This window comes from Chryseosolibacter histidinae (assembly GCF_018598225.1).
Classification (GTDB): Bacteria; Bacteroidota; Bacteroidia; order Cytophagales; family Cyclobacteriaceae; genus Chryseosolibacter; species Chryseosolibacter histidini.
Genome location: NZ_JAHESF010000026.1, coordinates 1 through 15300, shown reverse-complemented (window position 1 = coordinate 15300; position 15300 = coordinate 1). Strand labels below are relative to the sequence as shown.

Genomic DNA, 15300 nt, shown 5'->3' with positions numbered 1-15300 from the left:
TTAATCATCAAATCTCAAAATCAATCCTATCGCAATGCCAGCGGCAATGGTGGAAGCCGTTACTATGCGCTTCAAGGTCACGCGGCTCATTGCCCGAAAATCAATCAAGGTATATGTGAAAGCATTGCCGTACAGTTCCTTATGCCTTTCGCATAGTTCTATAAATTCATCGAACTCTTCCGCATCCTGGAATACCTGGCATCCTGCGGAATAGTTGTCAATGTACTTGGTTGCTCCGGAGCTTTCTGCCCGGTGAATGTTGATTCCGAAATTTCCGGTTTGCCTAATACCGTTGTAAAAATCCAGAACGGAATTTCGGTCATAATCCCGCATGACTGTAACCGGCTTCACCTGTACCAGAGCTGTATATAATCCTCGATGAAGACCTATTGCATAAGCATCCTGGTACTGCCCCTGATCCAGTATTGCAGTACCTTCAGGGTAAGCTGGATTATTTAACCAGAAAGTGCCTGGATCTGTGGTAACCTGGTAAACATGGTAGTTCCATTTGCCATCAGGCTTCGTATAAAATACATGCATCTCATCGTCGAATGAGTTTGCGACCGTACTTCTAGCCCTGAGTCCTGCAATGTTGAGCTTGTAGGGGGCAGAATGTAGAACGTAGCCATATTGCCGAAATATTGTCTTGATACGAGAAAGCATAGACCTGTGTGTTTACGATGCTATTCGATACTCTTTGTTCCTTACTGCAATTTGGAACTTGTCTGGCAGAAGGTCGTACAGCTTTGTTAAGGTAGTAGCTGAGTTCGCGACATCAACCAGTCCGTCTCTGTTTAAGTCGATGTGCCTATCGCCGACAAGTATGCAGCCAAGTATTTGACTTGAGTAGTTGCCTGTATGAATGAGGATGAATGTTCTATTGGGAACATCAGTGATATGAAAGTGATTGTACTTTCTTTTCGCATGGGCAAGCCTTTTAACTACTGTATACGTTCCCTCGGGTATGCAGCTCTTATTCCGTTCATTATGGAGCCATTGAAGTTCTAGAGTTTTGCATATCTCAACTCCGTCAATCACCAGCTCCCCGATGGTTTGTTTGGGCTGGTACGTTCTTAAAATCTCGATTAACATATGCTTTACATTTTAGTGGAATACTTTACATCCTGGGTCGGTACCTGAAGAACGCCATTGTCGACTGACCGGAACCAGGTCATGCCGTTGGCAACTTGAATTTCGTCGCCAACAATGGTGTTTCTCTTAACCGGAATTTTATAGCCTCTTGAATCAGTAACTACCGTGTCCCGTATCGTAATCAGATCGCGATAAAGGCCGATACCTTGTAAGCTCCATCTTCCCGAACCATCGACCTTCAAACCAATTCGTAGCAGTTCCTGACGGATTCTCAATTTACCAGGCTCACTTGTCTTAAAGGCATAGTCCAAAAGGTCCGTTACAATGGTTCTTGAAATAAAGGTTGGTATACTCTTGTAGTACTCATTTACTGCAGAGTATTCCGTGACCGACCTGATCTCCTGAAGAGAAACAATGACTGCCTCTATGTTCGCAGACTGGGCGGCACGATAAAGCTTGTTAGCAATATCCTGGGCATCAAAAACCGTCTTAATACTTGACCCTTGCGACCGTCCTGTGATCTTATTGAAGATTGCCTCATCAACAACTTCCGGATAGCCAGCCATCTTCAGCGCATTTGCTGTACCAGGGCCAAATTGGCCATCGACTCCACCATTGGCTTTCATAGCAATTTCTCCGATGATGTTGCTAAGTGCCTGCTGAAGCATAGTCACGAGGGTACCCCGGCTTCCTCGCTTTAAAGGAAATTGGTTCGTCACAGGGATGATGGCCCTCGCAGAATTAGAAGTTGCAGATGGTGGAATATTATTGTTAATGATGATTGCATCTCTGCTGTCATTTGCTGGATTAAGAGCAAGTTGGCGTCTATTTCTTATCCTATCGTAAAGCAAGTATGCTCCACCTGCCGCCGCCATGGTTCCAAAGGCAAGCAGAAATACAGTCGATGGTTTTACAGTTTTTTTAGCCTTCTTCGACTTGCCTACGTTTGTTTTTCGGTTCCCCTTCTTGCTTCTTCCCGTCATACCTTATGCCTTTGCATTCAATATCCTGATCAATTCATTGTACTCTTCACTGCTCAACTCGTCTTCAAGATCTGCATTCAGACTCTTGCCATAGATATTCATATATTCACGCTGAACTTTAGAATACATGGCTTTCGAAGGAATGGCCTCGAACACGCTTTGCACAACTTTCCAATTAGTGCCCCACCCAAAGTAATTGTCATTGTCAAAGGCCATCTTTAGTTGCTTGGCAAACGTTGCTGGATCGCCTTCTTCCAGGCTACGTTTCTCTGAAATGTTAGCTCTGGCCTTCTTGATAAAATGCCGACCAAGAAAAAACAGACCAGTTGCTGATCCAATACCCGCGACTGAGTAAATCGCAATGGTCTTTAACTGTCTTATTTTCTTGTCATCCATAACCTAAAGTCCGAGGTACTTCTTTGCCAGAGCGGTTTTCACCGGGTCGTTCTTCACAATTTCTGCTAGCCTTGCTATCTCGTTCGGCCGCAGCTTTTGCATAAGCGCGGCCGCGGACTTTAATTTCATTTCAGCGTCCTTCTGCGTTTCGGCCTCGATTGTTATGTCAAATGAAAATTTGGTCATGGCTGCTACTGTTTAATGTTAACATGATTTAGGATCAGCTCAATCTTACTTTTGTCATCGGCAAGTGTCTGCAGAATGACCAAAACCTTGTCGAACTCATCCTTTGCAAATTTTGCCTTGAGCTGGTTAACGAATGTGATCGCTGTTCGGTCTTCTTCACTCAAGGCAGGCGTCTCTGATTTTGCCTGAAAGCTCACGGAGGAGTCACTGAATGTTTCAGGCGGTTCAGTGCCGGTCTTACTGTTATCAATAAGGCCTGCAAGTGCTTCACCACCGGGAATGCTTTTCAGCACTTGAGGATTCCTTTTTAAAAAACTCTCAACGAAGCTCGCGCCAGCCTGGCCTAAAAATTCCTGAAGTGGCGACTGGCTGTCAAGCAGTTCCCGCTTCTCCGTCTCCATCCGCCTAACCTGTTTTTCGAGGTCTGCAACTTGCTGCTTCAGGCTTTCATTTTCTTTCTGTGCTTGCAAATACTGCCATTCCTTCTTGTGAGTTTCGATGCCTTCCTTAACACCCTCTCGTACACGAGCATCAACTTCAACACCGCTCAGGCCGACTTCCTTCTCGTCGGGCACATCGCCGAAGACGAACATTCGCTTTTCGTTTACATTGCTGGAACCGACGTAGAATAAGACTTCCAATGCCTTTGAGTCCGGCGTTATGAAATTTTCGAAGATGAAGAACATATCGGGGTCGTTTGTCCGGCGTACAACCTTAAGGCCATCTATGAGAATTTCATAGTCAAATGGCTGGCCCCGGTCATGATATATTCGTACCAGGTCAGCCAGTCTTTGAACTTGAGCCGGATCATACTTATGTTTGCTTACATGTCCCATAAATCGTCAATTCACAATTATTACCTGCAAAAACTTAATTCTTCTTTTATCGTTGCCCGGGTTACTCACCAGAATTTCGCCTCGATGTTGATGTACGTTCTCCACTGGAGGATCAATCGAGTCATATAATCCATAATCAGATGCGACTACAATCCCCGGCGGATCACCTATGATGAAGAACACCTCGTTGTAGGCAGCTATGCTGAGACTATCGTTTGCTTCGACGATCATGTCTCTATAGCGCAGGTGGTACTTCTCATATCCAAGTGCACGCATGCGCTGCGGTATATAATTCAGAATGAAGTCCTCGGTCATAAATAAACCTCTTTCGGCTGCTCTTGATTTTCATTGGCTTCCTGATCTGGTGCCACCTCGATCAATTGCTCTACTTCTTCATACTCCAGATAAACCGTGATGCAGAATGACTTCTCAAAATGTTCACCTTTAAACCAGGCTGATATGATTGAGTTATCTCCATCAACATGCACATCCTTGAACTTTGGTACCTTGCCAGTAACCCAAGCATGATCGCTTTCAAACTGTGCATCTTCAATGTTCAGAAGCGATTCGTCAGACATGCTTATTCCATTTGCCCATACTTCGGCGACGAGAAAAACATCGGCCTTATCCTGGGCCTGGAAGTTCATTGTGCCTAGTCTTTCCATGTTGCTGATGCCGTTACAAGAATCCCTGTTACTTTCTTCACATTCGCCGGAAGCTTGATTTCTATGGGCCTAAACCGTTCCAGTTTGATCACCTGTATTTTTGTGACAATGATCTTTCTCTTAGTTATCGTCGAGATCATGGCTTATTTCATTTCACATTGAAGCGTGATGATCACCCGGTAAGGCGTGAATGGAGCGTTCGGGTTGTGAGTATCTTTGTATTGGATTTTCACTTCACCGTTCCCAGCCACGACACCATTGCCAAGTTTCCGAAACTTGTTATCAGGAGGCACCGATATGCCGGACATCAGAATTTTGCTTTCATAGTCCTCAGGAAATATCTCGTCTCCGCTGATTTCAATTCTTTGAGAGCCCCGGTAGAAAAGAAGATTAGGCCGGTCTGAACTTAAGAGTATGCCATGCACAACCTTTACGTTCTTGTCCAGGTCAAATTTCTTACTGACGGGAACTCCCTCGGAATCAGCCAAAAAGCTGAAAAGCTTATCCAACAACCGCACTTCCATAACCGACTAAGGGATAGTTGCTGTACCAACCAGGCCAACGAAGATCACCGTGTTGGGATCTACTCCCTTGATGGTGCCCAACTCGATCTCAAACTCAATGTCCACGTCATCGTGGATAAGGCGTGGGTTAGCAAGCTTGTAGAATCCCTTTGGTACCATGTCAAACGTGGCGGTCACAAAGTTCCTATTAGACGTATCGCTTACAAGCTGTTTCTTGTTCGCCTTCAACTTGAATTCGCCATTGGCTAAAGCTCCAACCGTTTCGATCGTGTCGAACTCTGTGATCTTCACATCGTCTATATCAAGTGTTGTTGCTTTGCCCTGAAGCATATAAATGCCGCTTACCAGCAAGGCCATATTCTTTGGAAGTTTCGCGTTGCTGATGTTTCGCAAGTTGACCTCCTTCACATCCTGGCTTTCGAACATTTTGATCGTCTTCGCGCCCCGTACCGGTTTAATCGTATAGATCAGGTGGTCAGCCAGGCGTAACTTTCCTTGCAAAAGCTGCTCCTTAATGTGTTTTGGAAGTTCAACGAAGAACTTTTCAAACTCAGCACGTGACCCTTGTGAAGGGATATGGCGCTTAACCATTTTGTTTACGGCCTTGGCGCGTGCCACAGGATTCAAAGCATTGAGGTATCCCAATAACTCTGCGTCCATCTCTCCATTCAATCCCAACAATTCTGTGGGATTTGTGTACTCACTCTCCATGAGTTGTCCTAATGCTCCTAGCATATTTGTAGTTGTTAAATTGTTATTGTTTAAAACTCACGATCTGTTTCATTCAAACCGGAAGTACCGGTCCTATTCATTTCAGCGATCTGCTCCTGAATGCGGTCAATGGCTGACATATCGAGCTCCTTATTGCTGTAAGGATTAACGAAGTAAGTAACCTGATCATCACCTAGCCCGGCGGTGGCAGATTGCTCAGTTGGCTTTGGCAGATATAACTTATCGGCAAAGTTTTTAAAGAACGTTGTCACGCGATCCGTTGCCTCGGAGGCAATTTGTTTCATATCGAGTGCACCAATGCCCTGTGTCGTAACTGGTGGTGCCTTTGGCTGAAACCCGTTTGACAACGTCAAGCCCAAGCCTGCGGCGATGATGTATTTGTTTCTCTTGTGTACTCCGAATAAGGTAATCGGAATTCCTGCGATCAAAGAATGCTTTCCAATTGCAGCACCGGCGCCTCCGGCGGCGATTGCAGCGAGGAGCATCAAGCCACCCTGCTTAGCCGTATCGAGATAAGTCTGCTCTTGCGAAACTGCGGCGCCAGAAAGTGCGTCTTTCTCTTTTTTAGTCTTTCCCATGATCATTATAATTTTATGCTTTGAATCTTCGTTTGCTTTGGCTTTGCTTTAGCCTGGTTAGCTTTCTTTCTAGCCTTCGGTATTCCACTAACCGCGCCTCCGTTCTTTCTGGATTTTAAAGCATTGACGAGCAAATACCCACCTCCAGCTACTGCGCCGGCGATTAGTAGTGTCTTCCCCGGATTTTCCTTCACCCACGATGTGCTTTTTTCAAGAAAGCCCTGGGGTTTCGCGCCACCCGTTGTGTTCTGAACCGAAGTATTCTGCGTTGCCTGCTCAGGTATAGCCGGCATCCTTCTATCGGCAGCATCAGCGGAAGCTGGTAATGTTGACTGACCAGATGGAGCAGGACTTGTAACAATTTGTTGAACTTCATTGCTTGCCGGTGGTAAATAATAGGTTGGAGGCTCATGGTATGTTTGCGTGACAAGCTGATCCTCGTCCTCTGAAATATTTGCAGGTGCCGACTCGGTAGATCCAGCATTATCCGTAGAGCTTTGAAAGGCAGCTTCTTCCGCACCTCCCTTGCTGAAAAGACCTTTCACCTGAGACAATGCGGTAGCAATTGCTGCTACGGCACTGGTCGCCGCTGCAATGGCGGTACCACTTGCTATCTCACCCAGTCCTTGGATGTTGTCATAGTCTGCATGAATAATGTTGTACTCATCCATATCCTGGTATATGTCACCAAGTCCAAACAGGCCGCTAAGAGGTACTTTCTTGTCCTTGTTGCCTTTGCCACTCAGAATAGCCTTCTTAAGATTTTCTTTCTTTCCTCCGGCCTGCCAATACACCGTCTCAGCCCGATCTTTGACTGTACGAAGCTTGTTCAGCGCACTCAGATCTATGCCCAGTTGTTGTGCCTGTGCGTCGGTTAAATAGGCGTATCTTAGCCTGCCACCGGCATTCATTAGGTTGATCTTCATTGCCAGGAGGAAACCGTTACGCAAAAGGATCGTTGCTGGGTTTACGAACCTGTTGACAGTCCTTACTACGTCGCCGACTTTGTCACTAACATCTTTTGCAAGGACTGGCGCGGTCTTTTTCACGTCTTGTACGACAGTCTTTACTGCGCTGCCGACCTTTTGAGCGGCAGTCTTTACTGCGCTTCCAATTTTCTTAAAAATGTTCCCTAGCTGGTCATCATCGTAAACTGACGCCAGGTCCGCCAGGTCAACTGAATCAGGCTGATCGTATTCAAATACTTCCTGTTCCGTTTCCTGCTCTTCAATTCCATCCAGAAATTCCAGTTTCATAACGTAATCTTTTGCCTCTAAAAATGGTTGTTCACTATTGTAGCTATTCTTCACACAGTCGATGACTATGTAATCGTCTCGGTTTACGAGATTTCTGTCGAGTTTTCCGTCTTTGGGTACCACCGGATAAATGTGTTGCCACTGTGGTATCACCGGAGACTTTTTAGGATACTTGGTTATTCGAGCTTTATGAGGGATCTCCAGGTTAAGAAGGATGGAGCAGATAAACACTGTGCAACAATCACAGTCAACGCCCACTTTTCTTTCCCACCAGGTCCTTCTAGGGCTGCGAACTTGTTCCACCCCATCCTTATCCCTTTTGTATTGAATATGCTCATATACAAAGCGCCAGATATTTCCACATGTTTCATCCAGTGTCCCGCCTTTCAGTACCTTTGCAATCTTCTCTGTTTGCCACAACAATTCTGGCAAACGCTTTCGAATCAACCCGACGGTATCATCTACACTCGCAGTCCGTTTGATTGACCGGTCCTCTAAAGATGGCGGCGGAAATAGGTGGTCGAACTCTTCACCTCCTTTAATCATTCGTCTTGTGTTCGCTTCCATACTTTACCATTCTTATTTACACATCACCTTGCCTACGCGCTTAGGCTTGTTTTCCGCCGCCAATATTTAAAGTATCTGTTTTTGAGTAGGGAAAACTGTCATTGATCGTTGTAACAGTTCTCACTTCCAGTGTCATCATTCCTGAACTCCGATATTCATTAAGCAGCGCCGGCACTTGGGTTGCCAGCGAAATGAATCCCAGTTTGATCATCACCGGCTCCATGGTCACTTCGCTGAACTTTGGAATCAGAATATTCACATCCTTGACTTGGGATGAGGCGATGGTGCTACCCTTATACATCATCTTTACAAAGGGATGCTTTACATTGATACTTCCCCCGGAAGGGTTCTTCAAGGTCACATCAATTCGCAACTCTATGCCGTCAAGCGTAACCCGGTGAATATTGATCTTGGTCATAGTCTCAAGTTCTGCCGAAAGTCGATTCAACTTCAGCAGATAAGTTGCACCGTAGGCAAGCGCTGCAACGGCACCAACGCCGATCGCTATGTTCCTAATCCTTGCCATGTGTTTTCTTTCTTTTATGAAACTTTGGCTGCGAATCTTTCTTCAGTATTCTGTTTGCAATGATTTGGAAGATCAGCCAGATTACACCGCCTATGACGGCGATTATCGCGTGTTCTAACAGCATGTTGAAGTTGATACTGGCGAGCACATTAAAAATGGCTCCCAAAAGAAATGCAACCCAGTTACCAGTTCCTTGATTGTGTTGTATGTCCGTGTTCATGGATCAAATGTGCAACGGTCGCAGAACTCACTGTTAGGATTTTTTACGATTCAGATCGACTAAGATGGGATTAGATGGATTTTTTACGATTTCAGAAGCATATTTCCTTTGGTGTCTGATCTTTAAGATTTAAATTCGACTGGTATCTCCAATTTGCTTCGCGTAGTATCAAACAATGCTTAGAATGCTAGCTTTATGAAAGGAAAGGTAGTCGTGATCGCTATTACCATTTGGTTGGTGAGCTTCCTTGTGGTAGGATATTTTCTATTTTTCCATACCACAACTTTGAGTAAGTCTTTTTCAACAACTCCGTCAGTAAGTCTATTAGACAATACGTCCATACCTGATGCAGCGTATATTGCTGCCATGAAATCATTTGATGAGAAAACTTCTGAGCTAAACAATATTGACTCTATTAGCCAACCGTTGCGAAGTGTTGAAAAGAATAGGCCTGATAGTAATCAAAGACCCATTATTTATCAGAGCAACCTAGATACGTATGAAAATTCCTTCACTCGCCTAGACGACATGGAGTATAACAGCGATGATTTTGTGAACTGGATACTAGCAAGCATGGACAAAGATTCAACCGAAATAATGAAAAGACTCCAAGATAGTGCGACACCTGGGTCAGTTACTTATGCATCCTATAAAGCATACAAGGCTTCCGTTTCTCTCGACATGAAGGCAATTAGGAAAAATCTACTTGAACATGGATTAAAAGATCCTTATGCTAAAAGGGGAGCATCTAAAATTTCCAAACTTTTTAAAAGTAAGATACTAAAAAGAGCAACAGTGTTTTTTGGTGTTGGGTCTGCAATATTAACAACCGAAAGTTTGCTCTTCCCTAATTTAACTTTTTGGCAACGTATCTTTATACCAGCAGCTATCGCCACTCTTTTATTAGTCCTTTATATCGTCGCCCAGAGCAAAGGAATTTTTGAATAGTGGCTCCCGCATTTTCAAGTAAGAGCGAAGTAGTTCAAGGGCACATTCGTGATGCCAATTTCGAACCCACAATTAAGATTCATTTTTTAGTGCAAATCCATACGCCGAATGGGAGAAAATAAAGGATCTCAGTTCGCTTTGCTATAATTCCCATGATCTGTCTCCGGCCAGCCAAAATGGTTGAAAATGATCTCGACTTGCTTAGCACTCCAGAAGTGGCCGTCCTTCTCACCGAGGAGATGGGATATCCTTCTTAGCCAACGTTGCAGCGTCGGCCATGATACGCCATACAAAAGGTTGTATTTATCTTAAACGTTAACGTACCATCATTTGTAATAACGGTGTTACGATTCTTCACGATTTTTTAGGAATAGGATTGATTTTTTAATCTTTTTTTAATCCTCACACACGCAGTGAGGGCAAATCGCCCTCACATCTGAACTTTGACTCTCTGGGCTCGAATGGCTATCTAATATAATTCCAGCAAAGGTTCAATACAATTTCTTTGCCCATTTTTTTGAATTTGTATATCTATCATTGATAACAAAACGTTTAAGTATGAGGGCGATTTGCCCTCAGGGGGTATTCTGAAAACTTATAACATCATGGCTAGAAAGTTGAGTAAAAAAACTTCATTGATAAACACGAGGTTTCTGAAGATAGCCGATACTATTCTCCGAAAAAATACTGCCAGTGGATTGAAACCGGACAGTGAGCGTGCACTCAGTGTAGTCATCGACTCGGACTCGACGGCGCTAAATAAAATCCGAAGAGGCGAGCGAAATGCTACTCCGCAGCAGATTGCTAAACTTGGAGACCACTTCAACCTGGACTTCAATTACTTCTTTCGTAACCTTCCAATCAGGTATGAGGTATATAATGATAAAATATTTTTGAAGGAGAAGAATGAAGAGTTGGTTGGCAGAATGACCGATCGTTTTCAGCTGGAAGTTAACAGAATGGCACAGGTCATCCTCACGTTCGCTGACGAGATCAAAAAACTTGAAAGTGAAAAAGGCAATTCATCAAATACAAAACAAGCAAAACGGACATTGGCCGAAGGTAAAACAAAACTTTTAGAGACTTTTAGAGATTTGACGTTTTAACATTTTGACATTATTCAAAATCGCACCGCTTACTTCCCAGCGCAATGAATAGAGTTAACCTGATGCAAACGCCCTATGTTACCATTTTCATCGATGCATTCAATGGAATAGTTGTAGCAAAGTGGACTGGTTTTTTGACACTTGAAGAAGTGAGGGCAGGCTGCGGCTTTATGACGCATTTGTTCAAGGATCTTGAAATCAAAATGCACATGAGTGAGCATAGGGACCTCGGCATCCTGTCTTTGGAAGTTCAGAACTATTTGGTCAGAGGTTGGTTTCCTGAGATAGAAAACATTGGTGTTAGAAAAGTGGGAGCCGTCGTTGCTAATGACGTGTTTGCCGAAGCTACCGTAAGAAGGGTCAATAGTGAGGCTTCAAATAGGAACCTGACGATTCGGATGTTTACTACGACAGAAGACTGTGTGCAATGGCTTTTAACCCCTTGAGATTCGCCAGGCTACATCACGTTTTAGCAATAAAGCCAAACGGTTGGCGTTAAAAATCCGTTAATAGCCATACACGGGACCGTAAGTGAAGTATGGAGCTTTTGCACAAGGCGCATAACATAGAGATCTACTACGACAGTATCGACAGGTATCTGTATTGTAATTGGATTGGCTACCAATACCAGAAAGACCTGGTACACTCCGGCTTCATTATCTTGGAACAGCTAAAGCAAAAACGAGTGATAAAGGTCCTGAATGACAATTCGAGGGTGGAAGGTCCGTGGACGGATTCTTCTGAATGGACCGCCAATAGGTGGTTTCCTGATATGGCGAACGCAGGCTTGCGCTACTTTTCCTGGATACTTTCGCCGGACGTCTTTGCAGAAATATCAGCAAGAAAAGCCGTTCCACTCGGTGGGATCGTAAACATCAGGTTGTTTGATTCCTGCAATAATTCATTTAACGAGGCTTTTGCATGGCTTCAGTCTCACCCCGATAAGAGTGCTACCCCGTCTCAAGATCTAATCGTCAAATCCTGGTAACCCTTTGAGCATCTCGCTAGGATCAGCCCCATAAAACATACAAAGGCTGGCCAGCTTATCTGCATAGAGATCTGCCCTTCCTTTTTCCGCAAGAATCAATTCAGCAGGCGAAATTTTTACTTCCCGGACTACAACAGCAACATTGATATTTCGAGACAATCTGAGTGATCGCAGTTTGGCTCCGAAAGTTTGCAAGTACATTTTGCGATTAAATTCTTTGGGCATGATCATTAGATGGTTGGAGTGTATCAAAATCTGAAAGTCAGTTTAGAAGCTTGTTTTTTTCCTGTCTCAACCGGTTATAAATGGCATATGCCTCTTCAATAGGGGTGTCATTTTCGTGCGTGACCTTATCACAGTACTCGTCCAGCAATTCAAAGTAGTATTCATACAACTCATTGGGGCGATCATCAAACCCCGCAAAAGCGAGAATTACATCACATAAGTCTGGCGTGCAGAAACAGGTTTCGCATCCAATACTGGCCAGCGAATTAGTCAATTTCCGCGTCTTGAGTTCTGCGGCGATCAGGAAGACTGTGACTTGTGTTTTGGCATCCTCAGGAATGTCATAAAGGTCTAAATTGAGATATTGGAGATTCATAAATGAAAATTTATTACATCTATAAATCTACATAATTTAATTGTTAATCTCCATAACTTGATGATTAATAATTAATACGGGTAGATTTTTAACTGCTTAAGGCACTGACTGACAGGAAGTTGCTTTTCATTAATGAATCCAATGATTTATATTTTGTCTTAATTCATTGGATTCAAATGGCCGAAAAGGAGAAAATTAATCGTTTAAAGCTAGTCTTGGTTGAGAAAGAAATAGCTCAGAAGGACTTTGCCGAGAATGATTGGTGTTTCTCCTAATACTATTTATAGGTTTTGCAAAAATGAGTCGCAACCATCGCTTAAGCTTCTGCGCAAGATGGCAATCATATTAGGGATCAACATCCATGATTTAATAATACCAACGCCTGTGAAAGACAAGTAAGATGATTGATTTTACGTGATGCAATTCTCCTGATAGGTTTCATACGGTTGTTCTTCGGCAAGAATAGCAAATGCTCGACAGAAAAACGCCTAACTTAGCGATGAGTATAATCCGACCTAGACTAAATGACTTTCACCGAATACCAGTTACGCAAGAAGATGTAGATTTTGCTATTCCTTTTATCGACGAGGACATCCCCTTATATGTAGACCCTTTCCTATTATGGAAATCGCCCTCCCAACAAGACAACTCACTACATTTAACAATTACAAATAGTTTCAATTTTCTAGGCAGCCTAATAACAGCTGGAAATGAAAAACAGGCGATTGAAATTTTAATCAGGGCTTCAGAATGCAATGAAGTTGGATTAGGAAATTCCAAGACCAAGACAGGTAAGAAGATTGGAGAAAAGCTAGCAAGAAGTGTTTTAAGCGTTTTTAAACACATTCCACAACTGGGAAAAGTAGGGTTTAGCCATTTCGAAGAGATTCAATTATTGGTGGACAGCTTTTCTAAGGATCGCGTCAGTGACATCGCCTGCAATTACCTTCAATCATTCCTTATTGACTTTACGATTGAACAGTCAGAAAAACATGGAATTCCAATAGAAAAAGTGATTCTCGAAAATGTTTATGACGTTAGGAGTAACAAGTTCAACTCGGAGAAAACATACCTACCAATTAATCCAAACACTAGTTCTCCAATACTATTTGTTCCTAAAAGGTGGTTAAAGTTTAGTCCTTGGATAAATCCTGACGATTACTTCGATAACTATTATGTAAAAAACATTCATAAGGAAGGTGACGAATTTCCAAACAGGGTAAGGCTTTTGAATTTTAATAGAAAAAATTATGACATCGTTCAGACTTATACGAAAATAAAAGAAAAGCAAATAGAGCAGTGCAAAAACGATCCATTATTTAATCAAATTCCGATAACATCGGCAAAAGGGAAGTTGGCCACAATAATCAAACTTCCAACTGGAAAGACGGAGAATGCTGACAGAAAATATGAAGATAACGTTTGTCAACTAATGGCATCGCTAGTATATCCACATTTGGATTTTGCAGCAGAGCAAAGTCGGACTGATTCAGGTGTATTAATAAGAGATCTCGTTTTCTACAATAACAGATCACTGGATTTCTTGAAAGAAATTTATGAAGCTTACGACTGCAGGCAAATTGTGATGGAGCTAAAAAATGTAGAAGAACTCACAAGAGATCACATATTTCAATTAAATCGATACTTAAATGACCAATTTGGGAGATTCGGAATAATAATAACCAGAAAGGCCCCTTTGTCAAAGATATTCAAAAATACAATCGACCTTTGGTCGGGTCAAAGAAGATGTATATTGATACTGGATGACTCAGATCTGTCGATGATGACCCAAGTGTTTGAAAGCAAACAAAGATACCCGATCGAAGTTATAAAAAAGAAATACATTGAATTTATTCGGGCATGCCCTTCATAAAACATGCAATTATGAAAATGACAGCGGAAAGAATTAAACAGTTTGAAAAGGTATCTGGTCAATTGGAAGCATTTCATAGCGAGATAGGCGCACTTTCTCAAAAATTCCAAAATGATGCCTTAAACAAGTTTAAATTGAGCCTCGTAAACCAGGTTTTGATAGAAGCGAATGCAATATTGGGTGACACATATCGGCCCTTTCCAGGTTTCCAATCCTTCGACGCAGATCAACTTCCCTCAAACAGCGATGTCGTTCTTGTTATCGCTCAATATATACAATGCATGGAAAACTTACGAGTCGAGAATATTCAATCTAAGGTTGAGTACAGCGCTGCCGGCAAAATTGATAAGACATACTGGTATTGGAAAGGCACCGAAAAGGAAACATTTTCTCCAAAAAAAATAAAATAATATGGCTAAATCTCAGGCAGATCAGTTCCCTTCAGATGCAGAAGTCGATCAGTTTTTGATGTTGTCAAAACTCATGGAAGCCGTGTATGAAGAAATGAAGGACTTTTCTAAAAAGAAACCTGACGAGCCACTTAATAAATTCAAAGTTAAAAATATCAACAGAGTTCTCTTACAGGTTAAAGACATGCTGAAAAGTCAACCCACTAGCCAGTTCCTTGATTTGCTCAATGACGAGTCACTACCAACCAATAGTGATGCTATTTTGGTAATTGGTCAGTTTAATGCGGCAATGGAAAGCTTTAGGGCACGATATACCAACGAATACCGCCGTTGGAAGACCAAAGAAAACCCAAGTGCTGCCAATCGACAGTAACGATCTTTCCCATTAATTTTTCCAGTAGTACAACAGAAAGCTTCGTAAAGAAGACTATGAACTTCATGACTATTAAAGTGCGCCTGCTGCTATTCTTTCGCTCACCTATTTTTGTACTGATTAAAACAGCATCACCTCACCTTCGACGTGGTCAGAGTAGCCTGGCAGCATGAACCACAAACTACTCTAAACTAGTAAAACTATGAGTAAATTCACGTTACCTGATGGGGATTGGATCATTCCGAGTAATTGTAAAGGAAAAAGATAAGGACGAGTTCCTCAATTCATCCGTGTAGAGTGAAAAACGGAGTAATACCTTCAAAGCAAAAACGATTACCTATTTTGGCAAAAAGAGAGGTGTATTAGCTATTCCTGCGAGCATTGACCCCTCATTCCATTTTTGATTGACCCCCTGTTGCTGCAAGTTGACCCCCCGGATT

General features: G+C 42.8%; 22 protein-coding genes. 7 read left to right on the top strand and 15 right to left on the bottom strand.

Features of this window, described 5'->3' with window-relative positions:
- The 13 genes from KK083_RS21495 to KK083_RS21435 form a co-directional block, all read right to left on the bottom strand.
- On the bottom strand, window positions 1–663 hold the full coding sequence (locus KK083_RS21495) for a hypothetical protein (RefSeq protein WP_254167472.1): 663 nt from the start codon (window positions 661–663) through the stop codon (window positions 1–3).
- Window positions 664–675: 12 nt separating this feature from the next.
- Window positions 676–1092, bottom strand: coding sequence for a DUF5675 family protein (locus tag KK083_RS21490; protein ID WP_254167471.1), 417 nt, complete (start codon window positions 1090–1092; stop codon window positions 676–678).
- 5 nt (window positions 1093–1097) lie between these two features.
- Window positions 1098–2075, bottom strand: a complete 978-nt coding sequence (locus KK083_RS21485; RefSeq protein ID WP_254167470.1) for a peptidoglycan-binding domain-containing protein — start codon at window positions 2073–2075, stop codon at window positions 1098–1100.
- A 3-nt stretch (window positions 2076–2078) separates the two neighbouring features.
- Window positions 2079–2471, bottom strand: a complete 393-nt coding sequence (locus KK083_RS21480) for an annexin (RefSeq protein WP_254167469.1) — start codon at window positions 2469–2471, stop codon at window positions 2079–2081.
- A 3-nt stretch (window positions 2472–2474) separates the two neighbouring features.
- Window positions 2475–2657: a hypothetical protein gene (locus tag KK083_RS21475; RefSeq protein ID WP_254167468.1), complete on the bottom strand. Its 183-nt coding sequence runs from the start codon at window positions 2655–2657 to the stop codon at window positions 2475–2477.
- Window positions 2658–2662: 5 nt separating this feature from the next.
- Window positions 2663–3493, bottom strand: coding sequence for a hypothetical protein (locus tag KK083_RS21470; protein WP_254167467.1), 831 nt, complete (start codon window positions 3491–3493; stop codon window positions 2663–2665).
- A gap of 6 nt (window positions 3494–3499) precedes the next feature.
- On the bottom strand, window positions 3500–3808 hold the full coding sequence (locus KK083_RS21465; protein WP_254167465.1) for a hypothetical protein: 309 nt from the start codon (window positions 3806–3808) through the stop codon (window positions 3500–3502).
- On the bottom strand, window positions 3805–4158 hold the full coding sequence (locus KK083_RS21460) for a hypothetical protein (protein ID WP_254167463.1): 354 nt from the start codon (window positions 4156–4158) through the stop codon (window positions 3805–3807). The genes KK083_RS21465 and KK083_RS21460 overlap by 4 nt, the downstream gene beginning before the upstream one ends.
- Window positions 4159–4301: 143 nt before the next feature.
- Window positions 4302–4682, bottom strand: coding sequence for a hypothetical protein (locus tag KK083_RS21455; protein ID WP_254167461.1), 381 nt, complete (start codon window positions 4680–4682; stop codon window positions 4302–4304).
- Window positions 4683–4688: 6 nt separating this feature from the next.
- Window positions 4689–5417: a hypothetical protein gene (locus KK083_RS21450; protein WP_254167459.1), complete on the bottom strand. Its 729-nt coding sequence runs from the start codon at window positions 5415–5417 to the stop codon at window positions 4689–4691.
- Window positions 5418–5443: 26 nt separating this feature from the next.
- The gene (locus tag KK083_RS21445; protein WP_254167458.1) at window positions 5444–5992 is read right to left on the bottom strand and encodes a hypothetical protein; all 549 of its coding nucleotides are present in this window, start codon (window positions 5990–5992) and stop codon (window positions 5444–5446) included.
- Window positions 5993–5997: 5 nt separating this feature from the next.
- Window positions 5998–7815 (bottom strand): hypothetical protein, encoded by a 1818-nt coding sequence (locus KK083_RS21440; protein ID WP_254167457.1) that lies wholly within the window; start codon window positions 7813–7815, stop codon window positions 5998–6000.
- A 40-nt stretch (window positions 7816–7855) separates the two neighbouring features.
- Window positions 7856–8341 (bottom strand): hypothetical protein, encoded by a 486-nt coding sequence (locus KK083_RS21435; protein WP_254167456.1) that lies wholly within the window; start codon window positions 8339–8341, stop codon window positions 7856–7858.
- Between the two features lie 415 nt (window positions 8342–8756).
- Here KK083_RS21435 and KK083_RS21430 point away from each other — a divergent pair, with 415 nt between their 5' ends.
- The 3 genes from KK083_RS21430 to KK083_RS21420 all read left to right on the top strand — a co-directional run bounded on the left by KK083_RS21430 (window position 8757) and on the right by KK083_RS21420 (window position 11061).
- The gene (locus KK083_RS21430) at window positions 8757–9509 is read left to right on the top strand and encodes a hypothetical protein (RefSeq protein ID WP_254167455.1); all 753 of its coding nucleotides are present in this window, start codon (window positions 8757–8759) and stop codon (window positions 9507–9509) included.
- A 605-nt stretch (window positions 9510–10114) separates the two neighbouring features.
- Window positions 10115–10615 carry a hypothetical protein gene (locus KK083_RS21425; protein ID WP_254167454.1) on the top strand — a complete coding sequence of 167 codons (501 nt, stop codon included), beginning with the start codon at window positions 10115–10117 and terminating at the stop codon, window positions 10613–10615.
- A gap of 44 nt (window positions 10616–10659) precedes the next feature.
- Window positions 10660–11061, top strand: a complete 402-nt coding sequence (locus tag KK083_RS21420) for a hypothetical protein (protein WP_254167453.1) — start codon at window positions 10660–10662, stop codon at window positions 11059–11061.
- A 521-nt stretch (window positions 11062–11582) separates the two neighbouring features.
- On the opposite strand, the gene KK083_RS21415 is transcribed toward KK083_RS21420, so the two are convergent.
- Both KK083_RS21415 and KK083_RS21410 read right to left on the bottom strand, forming a co-directional pair.
- Window positions 11583–11828 (bottom strand): helix-turn-helix domain-containing protein, encoded by a 246-nt coding sequence (locus KK083_RS21415; protein ID WP_254167451.1) that lies wholly within the window; start codon window positions 11826–11828, stop codon window positions 11583–11585.
- Between the two features lie 37 nt (window positions 11829–11865).
- On the bottom strand, window positions 11866–12204 hold the full coding sequence (locus tag KK083_RS21410) for a hypothetical protein (protein WP_254167449.1): 339 nt from the start codon (window positions 12202–12204) through the stop codon (window positions 11866–11868).
- A 255-nt stretch (window positions 12205–12459) separates the two neighbouring features.
- Here KK083_RS21410 and KK083_RS32780 point away from each other — a divergent pair, with 255 nt between their 5' ends.
- From KK083_RS32780 to KK083_RS21395, 4 genes are all read left to right on the top strand, one after another.
- A complete protein-coding gene (locus KK083_RS32780; RefSeq protein ID WP_369074976.1) occupies window positions 12460–12603 on the top strand; it encodes a helix-turn-helix transcriptional regulator in 144 nt (47 codons plus the stop codon).
- A gap of 100 nt (window positions 12604–12703) precedes the next feature.
- The gene (locus KK083_RS21405) at window positions 12704–14077 is read left to right on the top strand and encodes a DUF8370 family protein (protein WP_254167447.1); all 1374 of its coding nucleotides are present in this window, start codon (window positions 12704–12706) and stop codon (window positions 14075–14077) included.
- Between the two features lie 11 nt (window positions 14078–14088).
- Window positions 14089–14487, top strand: coding sequence for a hypothetical protein (locus KK083_RS21400; protein WP_254167445.1), 399 nt, complete (start codon window positions 14089–14091; stop codon window positions 14485–14487).
- Window position 14488: 1 nt separating this feature from the next.
- Window positions 14489–14860 carry a hypothetical protein gene (locus KK083_RS21395; RefSeq protein ID WP_254167443.1) on the top strand — a complete coding sequence of 124 codons (372 nt, stop codon included), beginning with the start codon at window positions 14489–14491 and terminating at the stop codon, window positions 14858–14860.
- The last annotated feature ends 440 nt before the right edge of the window (window positions 14861–15300 follow it).

Bases quoted from the DNA above. Each gene is read 5' to 3' on its own strand.
- KK083_RS21495 (WP_254167472.1), bottom strand. From the start codon at position 663: ATGCTTTCTCGTATCAAGACAATATTTCGGCAATATGGCTACGTTCTA.
- KK083_RS21490 (WP_254167471.1), bottom strand. From the start codon at position 1,092: ATGTTAATCGAGATTTTAAGAACGTACCAGCCCAAACAAACCATCGGG.
- KK083_RS21485 (WP_254167470.1), bottom strand. From the start codon at position 2,075: ATGACGGGAAGAAGCAAGAAGGGGAACCGAAAAACAAACGTAGGCAAG.
- KK083_RS21480 (WP_254167469.1), bottom strand. From the start codon at position 2,471: ATGGATGACAAGAAAATAAGACAGTTAAAGACCATTGCGATTTACTCA.
- KK083_RS21475 (WP_254167468.1), bottom strand. From the start codon at position 2,657: ATGACCAAATTTTCATTTGACATAACAATCGAGGCCGAAACGCAGAAG.
- KK083_RS21470 (WP_254167467.1), bottom strand. From the start codon at position 3,493: ATGGGACATGTAAGCAAACATAAGTATGATCCGGCTCAAGTTCAAAGA.
- KK083_RS21465 (WP_254167465.1), bottom strand. From the start codon at position 3,808: ATGACCGAGGACTTCATTCTGAATTATATACCGCAGCGCATGCGTGCA.
- KK083_RS21460 (WP_254167463.1), bottom strand. From the start codon at position 4,158: ATGGAAAGACTAGGCACAATGAACTTCCAGGCCCAGGATAAGGCCGAT.
- KK083_RS21455 (WP_254167461.1), bottom strand. From the start codon at position 4,682: ATGGAAGTGCGGTTGTTGGATAAGCTTTTCAGCTTTTTGGCTGATTCC.
- KK083_RS21450 (WP_254167459.1), bottom strand. From the start codon at position 5,417: ATGCTAGGAGCATTAGGACAACTCATGGAGAGTGAGTACACAAATCCC.
- KK083_RS21445 (WP_254167458.1), bottom strand. From the start codon at position 5,992: ATGGGAAAGACTAAAAAAGAGAAAGACGCACTTTCTGGCGCCGCAGTT.
- KK083_RS21440 (WP_254167457.1), bottom strand. From the start codon at position 7,815: ATGGAAGCGAACACAAGACGAATGATTAAAGGAGGTGAAGAGTTCGAC.
- KK083_RS21435 (WP_254167456.1), bottom strand. From the start codon at position 8,341: ATGGCAAGGATTAGGAACATAGCGATCGGCGTTGGTGCCGTTGCAGCG.
- KK083_RS21430 (WP_254167455.1), top strand. From the start codon at position 8,757: ATGAAAGGAAAGGTAGTCGTGATCGCTATTACCATTTGGTTGGTGAGC.
- KK083_RS21425 (WP_254167454.1), top strand. From the start codon at position 10,115: ATGGCTAGAAAGTTGAGTAAAAAAACTTCATTGATAAACACGAGGTTT.
- KK083_RS21420 (WP_254167453.1), top strand. From the start codon at position 10,660: ATGAATAGAGTTAACCTGATGCAAACGCCCTATGTTACCATTTTCATC.
- KK083_RS21415 (WP_254167451.1), bottom strand. From the start codon at position 11,828: ATGCCCAAAGAATTTAATCGCAAAATGTACTTGCAAACTTTCGGAGCC.
- KK083_RS21410 (WP_254167449.1), bottom strand. From the start codon at position 12,204: ATGAATCTCCAATATCTCAATTTAGACCTTTATGACATTCCTGAGGAT.
- KK083_RS32780 (WP_369074976.1), top strand. From the start codon at position 12,460: ATGATTGGTGTTTCTCCTAATACTATTTATAGGTTTTGCAAAAATGAG.
- KK083_RS21405 (WP_254167447.1), top strand. From the start codon at position 12,704: ATGAGTATAATCCGACCTAGACTAAATGACTTTCACCGAATACCAGTT.
- KK083_RS21400 (WP_254167445.1), top strand. From the start codon at position 14,089: ATGAAAATGACAGCGGAAAGAATTAAACAGTTTGAAAAGGTATCTGGT.
- KK083_RS21395 (WP_254167443.1), top strand. From the start codon at position 14,489: ATGGCTAAATCTCAGGCAGATCAGTTCCCTTCAGATGCAGAAGTCGAT.